At 73.5% G+C, this 6,802-nt stretch carries 6 protein-coding genes; 5 read left to right on the top strand and 1 reads right to left on the bottom strand.

What is annotated here, in order from left to right:
• The 5 genes from AB1578_07015 to AB1578_06995 all read left to right on the top strand — a co-directional run.
• On the top strand, positions 1-508 hold a 508-nt coding region (locus AB1578_07015; GenBank protein MEW6487649.1), incomplete at its 5' end, for a hypothetical protein.
• Positions 509-643: 135 nt separating this feature from the next.
• Entirely contained in the window at positions 644-1,495 is an 852-nt protein-coding gene (locus AB1578_07010; protein ID MEW6487648.1) for an aminotransferase class IV, read from the top strand.
• A complete protein-coding gene (locus AB1578_07005) occupies positions 1,492-2,646 on the top strand; it encodes a DUF362 domain-containing protein (protein ID MEW6487647.1) in 1,155 nt (384 codons plus the stop codon). The genes AB1578_07010 and AB1578_07005 overlap by 4 nt, the downstream gene beginning before the upstream one ends.
• The gene (locus tag AB1578_07000) at positions 2,643-4,301 is read left to right on the top strand and encodes a hydantoinase/oxoprolinase family protein (protein MEW6487646.1); all 1,659 of its coding nucleotides are present in this window, start codon (positions 2,643-2,645) and stop codon (positions 4,299-4,301) included. The genes AB1578_07005 and AB1578_07000 overlap by 4 nt, the downstream gene beginning before the upstream one ends.
• 53 nt (positions 4,302-4,354) lie before the next feature.
• On the top strand, positions 4,355-5,689 hold the full coding sequence (locus tag AB1578_06995) for a histone deacetylase (protein MEW6487645.1): 1,335 nt from the start codon (positions 4,355-4,357) through the stop codon (positions 5,687-5,689).
• A 26-nt stretch (positions 5,690-5,715) separates the two neighbouring features.
• Here the strand turns inward: AB1578_06995 and AB1578_06990 are convergent, their stop codons facing one another.
• Positions 5,716-6,714 carry a hypothetical protein gene (locus AB1578_06990; protein ID MEW6487644.1) on the bottom strand — a complete coding sequence of 333 codons (999 nt, stop codon included), beginning with the start codon at positions 6,712-6,714 and terminating at the stop codon, positions 5,716-5,718.
• Positions 6,715-6,802: the final 88 nt, after the last annotated feature.

Here is a 6,802-nt window from a genome sequence, read left to right as displayed (position 1 = left end):
CGCCCTGCCGATTCTGGCGGTCCTGGGCCCCGGGTGGGTGGCGTCGCTCCTGGCGGGTGCTGCGGGGCGGAGCGTGGGGCCGCCGGACGCCGGAGTGCGGCCCCCGCCGCGGCGCGGCGTTCGCGAGGCGCGGGGAGCCCCAGGGCGAGGGGCGCTCCTCCCTGCCTTCGTGGGGCTGGTCCTGGGAGCCCACGCGGCCCTGGCCCTGGTGAAGCTGAACGCCAAGGCGTCCTACGTCCCCTACCTCTTCTACGATCCCACGGGAGCCGCCACGTACCTGGCGATCCACGTCTCGCGGCTCCTGCCCGTGCCCGACCTTCTGGTGCCCCTGTCCGTCCTGCGCTGGCTCGCCCTGGGGTGCCTCGCCCTGGGAGTCGCCGCCGCCGTGCGGGAGGTCGCAGGGGCGTGGCGGCGGGCGGCCCCGGGGCCGAGCCTCTGGCTGCATGCGCTCGGTGTCGCGGGGGCCGGGGCCCTTCTGGGTGGGGCACTGATCCACTGGCTCTTCTAAGTGGCACGGTCCAGGCTTGATGTTCCCCCCACAACCCGTCAGTATCTGGCACGGGCGCCTCGCCGGGGCGGGGGGGGCGGCCGTCGCAGAAGGGGTGCCGAGGAGCGCTGGCACCCGTCGCCGGAGAAGAAGCTCTTGCCCTACTGCTTCCTGGATGGCGCGATCCTGCCCGAGTCCGAAGCCCGCATCGACCCCCGCGATCGAGGCTTCCTCTATTCCGACGGGCTCTTCGAGACCTACCGCACGTACCGAGGGCGGTCCTTTCGACTCGGGGAGCACTGGTCCCGGCTGGGGGCGTCGGCCCGCGTTCTGGGGATCACCCCCCCGACCGTCGACCCCGCGGCACTCACGGCCCGGCTCCTGGAAGCCAACGGGCTGGCCGACGCCGTGGTTCGGGTCACCCTCACCCGCGGGTGTGGGCCCCCGGGACCCCGGCCGGGGCCGGGGTCCCCCACGCTCCTGGCCCAGGTCCGCCCCCTTCGGTCCGGGCTCGCCGAGCTCTGGGAGCAGGGGTGCTCCGGGGCGCGGCTCCCCTGGCCCTTGCGGGCGCGGGGCCTGCCTCTACACTCCCACAAGACGCTGGCGTACCTGCCGACCGTGCTGGCCCTGGGTGCCGTGGGCGCCGGGGAGGAGCCGATCCTGGAGAACACCGAGGGGCACGTGGCCGAGGGGGCTACCACCAACGTGTTCTGGGTTCGGAAGGGTTGCCTTCGCACCCCGGCGGAGGGCGCGGGGTGCCTGCCGGGGGTGGCACGGCGCCTCGTGCTGCAGGAGGCTCGGGGGATGGGTCTGCCCCTGGAGGAAGGTTTCTTCCCCTGGGGAGATCTGGCGGCTGCGGACGAGGCGTTCCTGACCAACTCGGCCGTGGAGGTTCTTCCCCTGGTGCGCCTGGGGGAGGCGCCGGTGGGGGACGCCCGCCCGGGTCCCGTGACGCGCCGCCTCCAGACCGCCTACCGGGAGCGGGTGGAGGCCGAGGTGGGGGGGTGAGCGCGGGGGGAGAGCCGTCCCGGCACGTACGCGTTGCCCGGGTGCAGTGCGAGGAGTACGCAGCGGCGGGGGAGGCGCTCCGGCGGGCACTGGAGCTGCTGGCGCAGGACGCGGACGGCCCGCTGGCTGCCCGGGGAGAGCCGCTGCTCCTCAAGCCCAACCTGCTGGCCGCCCACGCGGCGCGCGAGGCGGTGACGACCCACCCGGCCGTGGTGGATGCGGCCCTGGCTCTCGCGTCGGACCTGGGGGCCCGGGCCTGCGTGGCCGACTCCCCGGGGCTCGGGTCCGCGGAGCGGGTCGGGCGGGCCTGCGGTGTCGCCGAGGTGTGCCGGCGTCACGGCGTGCCGCTCCTGGATCTGGGGGCAGGAGAGGGGGTGGAGGTGTCCGGGCCCACGTACCGGGGGCTCGTGCTCGCCCGAGAAGCGGTGGAGGCCCGCTGGCTCTGGAACCTGCCCAAGTGGAAGACCCACACCATGATGGGCCTCACCCTGGGGGTGAAGAACCTCTTCGGCTGCGTGCCGGGCAAACGAAAGGTGGCCGCCCACTTCCGGGCGGGAAGGGACCCCCGGGCCTTTGCAAGGCACCTGCTCGACATCGAGGCGGTGCTGAACCCCCGGCTCACGGTGCTCGACGGGGTGGTGGCGATGGAGGGGGCGGGACCGAGCCGGGGACGGCCGGTGGCCCGAGGGCTCCTCCTGGCCTCGCCGGACGCCGCGGCCCTCGACGCCGAGGCGACCCGGCTCTCGGGCTTCGACCCCGGAGACGTCCCCACCGTGGCCGAGAGCCTGGCCTCCGGGCGCCTGGAGCCCGGCCGGGTGCGGGTGGTGGGCGACCCGGCGGAGCCCCTGCGCTTCGAGCCCGCGGCGGGAAGCCCCTGCGACTGGCCCCTGCCCCGGTTCCTCAAGCGGTGGGTGCGGGGGGCGCTCTCTCCGGCGCCCCGCTTCACGGCGGCGCAGTGCACGGGGTGCGGCGCCTGCGGGGTAGCGTGTCCCGCAGGGGCGCTCCGGCCGGGCACGCCCCCCGAGCTCCTCCAGGAGCTGTGCATCCGGTGCTACTGTTGCCAGGAGCTGTGCCCGAAGGGGGCCGTGGAGGTTCCCCGGCGGCGGCTCCCGGGTTTCCGGTCCCCCAGGGGAGGAGGAAGGGCGCCATGAGAGGAGTGTACGTCGGCATCGACGTGGGGGGCACCCATACCGACGCCGTGGCGGTGGAGGGCACCCGAATCCTCCACAAGGTGAAGGTCCGCACCACGGAGAGCCTCAAGGAGTGCAGCCTCCAGGCCCTGAGGGAGCTCCTGGAGGGGGTCTCGACCCAGGAGGTGCGGCGGGTGGTGCTCTCCACCACCCTGGTGACCAACTCCGTCGTGGAGGGCAAGCTGGAGCCCGCCGGGATGCTGGTGACGGCGGGCCCCGGGATGACGCCGGGGCCGCTCCTCCCCCACGAGGGGGCGCGGGTGGTGCCGGGGGCCATGGACCACCGGGGACGGGAGATCGTCCCCCTGGACGAAGAGGCGGTGGCCGGCCACCTGGACCGATTCCATGCCGAGGGTCTGCGGGTACTGGCGGTGGCGGGGAAGTTCTCGGTGCGAAACCCCACCCACGAGCTTCGCATCGCCGAGCTGGCGGGCGGCCGGTTCGACTACGTGGCCCTGGGGCACGCCCTCGCCGGCGCGCTGAACTTTCCCCGGCGCGCGGCCACGGCCTTCCTGGCCGCGTCGGTGTGGCGGCGCCACCACCGGTTCGTCACGTCCATGACCGAGGCCCTGGAGAGCTACGGCATCCGGGCGCCCCTGTATCTGCTGCGTGCCGACGGCGGCACCCAGCTCGCCGGCTCCTTCCGCAACCCCGCCGAGGGCTCCCTCTCGGGCCCGGCGGCGAGCGTGATGGGCGTTCAGGCCCTGGACGCCGTGGGCGAGGACACCCTGGCCTTCGACGTGGGGGGGACCACCACCGACATCTCCCTGTACACCCGGGGTTTGCCCCTCCTGGAGCCCCGGGGCGCCACCATCGGCCCCCATCGCACCCAGATCCGCTCCCTCTACACCCGGTCCCAGGGGGCCGGGGGGGACAGCCTGGTACAGGCGCAGGGGGGCCGCATCCGGGTCGGGCCCCAGCGCCTGGGGCCGCCGGCGTCCCTGGGGGGCGAGCACCCGACCCCTACCGACGCCCTGGTGCTCCTGGGGCGAGCCCTGGGCGACCGCGCCCGGGCAGAGCAGGCCCTGGTCCCCGTGGCTACGGCGCTGGGGACGGGGGTGGAGGAGTGCGCCCGCCGGGTGCTCCGAACCCTGGGGCGTGAAATTGCCGCGGGGGCCCGCGCCTTCGTGGAGGCGGTGAACGCCAAGCCCGTGTACACGATCCACGAGCTCCTGGACGGCCACAAGGTGCGGCCGGTGCGGGCCGTGGCCGTGGGGGGACCGGCCCGCGCCATCGCGCCCTACGTGGAGGAGGCCCTGGATCTGCCCGTGGCCGTGCCCGACCACTTCGACGTGGCCAACGCGGTGGGGGCCGCCCTGGCCCGGGTGAACCTGGAGGTCAACCTGGTGGCCGACACGGCGCTGGGCCACCTCTCCATTCCCGAGGCCGGCGTCTACCGCGAGCTGTCCGGGCGCTACTCCCGGGAAGACGCCCGGGCCGAGGCCGAGGGGGCGCTGCTGGCCCTGGCCCGGGAGGCCGGCGTGCTCGACCCCCACGCCGTGCCCGAGGTCGCCGAGGAGGAGAGCTTCCAGATCGTGGAGGGATTCTCCACCGTCGGCAGCGTCCACCGCCTGCGGGTCCAGATCCGCCCAGGCATCCTCGGCCGGATCGCGTAGGCCCCGGCCCCCGGGCCCCCAGAGGCTCTGCGCTCCACACCCAGGAGACCGCCATGAACCCGCTGAAGGCTCCCCATCGGACCGGCATCGTCTTCTTCCCTGCCTTCGACTGGGCCATCTCCCCCACCCACCCGGAGCGGGAAGAGCGTCTCCTCTACACCCGGGACCAGCTCTTCGAGGAGGGCATCCTGGACGTGGAGGGGATCGAGGAGTTCTCGCCCCAGGTGGCCACCGAAGAGGACATCGAGCGGGTGCACACGTGCTTCCCGTCCACCGGGCGGGTCGTGAGCCCTTCGCACCTCATCTCGGCCGGGGGGGCGATCACGGCGGGCCGCAAGGTTCTGGAGGGCACGGTGGAAAAGGCCTTTGCCCTGGTGCGCCCCCCGGGGCACCACGCGCGCCGGGTGGTCCACGGGCTGCGGGGGTTTTGCATCGTCAACATCGAAGCGGTGATGATCGAGCACCTGCGCCGCCACTTCGGGCCCCTGCGGGTTGCCATCGTCGACACCGATTGCCACCACGGCGACGGCACCCAGGACATCTATTGGCACGACCCCGACACCCTCTTCCTCTCCATCCACCAGGACGGCCGCACCCTCTACCCGGGCACGGGCTTCCCCGAGGAGTTCGGGGGGCCCAACGCCTACGGCACCACCCTGAACCTGCCGCTCCCCCCGGGCACCACCGACGAGGGTTTCCTTCACGTGATCGACCACTGCGTGCTCCCCATCCTGGAGGACTGGAAGCCCGACCTCATCGTCAACTCCGCGGGCCAGGACAACCATTTCACCGACCCCATCACCGACATGTCGATCACAGCCCAGGGCTACGCGGCCCTCACCCGCAAGCTGCGGCCCCACGTGGCGGTGCTCGAAGGGGGGTACTCGGTGCAGACCGCGCTGCCCTACGTCAACACCGGCATCCTCCTGGCCATGGCAGGCCTGGACACGGGCTCCCTCGTGGAGCCCGACTACCAGGCCGACCTGTTCCACGAGAGCGAGCGCACCCGGGAGTACGTGCGGCGCCTCTCCGAGCTCATGGTGGAGAAGTACCGAAACCGCGAGGCCCTGCGGGAGAAGGCCTTCCGGGGGCGCACCCACCACCAGGAGACCCGGCAGGTGTTCTACGACGGGGAGGGCATCACCGAGGGGCAGAAGGAGCGGGTGCGGTTGTGCCGGGACTGCGCGGGGGTCGTGACCCTCGAGAGCTGGGTCAACGGCCGGGGCCGCCTGCTCGCGGTCGAGCTGCCCCGCACCTGCTGTGCGGCGTGCCGCGAGGAGGGGGTGCGGGCGTTCGGAGATGCAGGGCTGGGGGACTACGCGTTGGTCGAGCTGCGGGACCGGGAGGTGGACCGGATCGAGCGCCGGAGCCTCTTCGAGGAGGGGTGAGCCCGGGACCGAAGGCCTTGGGGTTTCTAGAAGCGCAGGCTCCCCCCCGCCCGGAGGAAAGGGCCGTCGGCCACGGGTACCCGATCCCTCGTCCGGTCCTCGAAGTCCTTTCCCTCGAAGTAGTACCGGTCGAAGGCATGGCCCCCGGCCAACTCCAGGCTCCAGCGGGGGGAGGGATCGAGGCGCACGCCGGCCTGGACGCGCTTTTCGTAGTACCAGAGGCGATCTTCGCGGTGGTCTCGCCGGGCACGGAAGTGGGACTCGCTGTCCATGTGGAAGCCCGCGTACGCCTGGAGGGCCCCGGAGAACCGGTAGTTTGCCTCCGCCCCGAGGGTGCGCAGCAATGCGTAGCTGAGGCTCGCGCCCCACCCGCTCTCGCCGGCCCAACGCACCGATGAATAGGGAACCCCCAGCACCACCATGCTCCGGGGGGTGGGCCGGGCCCAGTAGGCGAGGCCGGGAAGGGGGATGTGGTTCCAGAACTCCCGGGTGTTGTCGTAGCGCAGGAAGAAGAGCCACGCCGCCCGCTCGCCCCGGGGGGCGCGATACAGGGCGGTGGCCGACACGGAGACCTCCCGGGCGCTGTGGAAGGGGCGGTCGCTGGGCGAGTTCACTACGGCGGCGAGGCCCGTCCACCTTCCGAGGGCGAGGAAGCGGCGGTACGCCGCGCCCAGGGTGGGGTCCCACAGGTGGTCTGGGAGGGGGACGTTCGCCTTGGGAAGCCGGGCCTCGCCCCGCAGGCCGTGGTGTCGCAGCCCCAGCGCGACCGAGCCCTCGGCCTCCGCCCCGAGGGGCGCTGCCGAGAGGAGGGCCGCCCGCTGGGTGAGCACCTCCACCGCCCCCCCGTGCGCCGCGCCCTCCGCCCGCCGTTCGGGGCGCCACTGGGCGGCGTAGGAGACCCGCGCCTCGGACCCCCGGGCCGGTGGGCCGAGCAGGCGCAGGAGCAGCTCCTCCGAGGCCTGTGCGGGCATCCCCGCGCCCAACGCCGCCAGGGCAGCGGCCAAGACCTTCCACGTGGTGCGCATCGGCTTCTCCACCCACCCGGGGAAACGAGGGTGGTTTGGTACCACGAGACACCCCCGTGGCGCCATCCTCCCTTTTCTCCCCGCCCAG

This window comes from Thermodesulfobacteriota bacterium (assembly GCA_040756475.1).
Lineage (GTDB): Bacteria > Desulfobacterota > Deferrisomatia > Deferrisomatales > JACRMM01 > JBFLZB01.
Note: the sequence above shows the minus strand (reverse complement) of the source record. Positions and strands in the feature narration are given on the sequence as shown.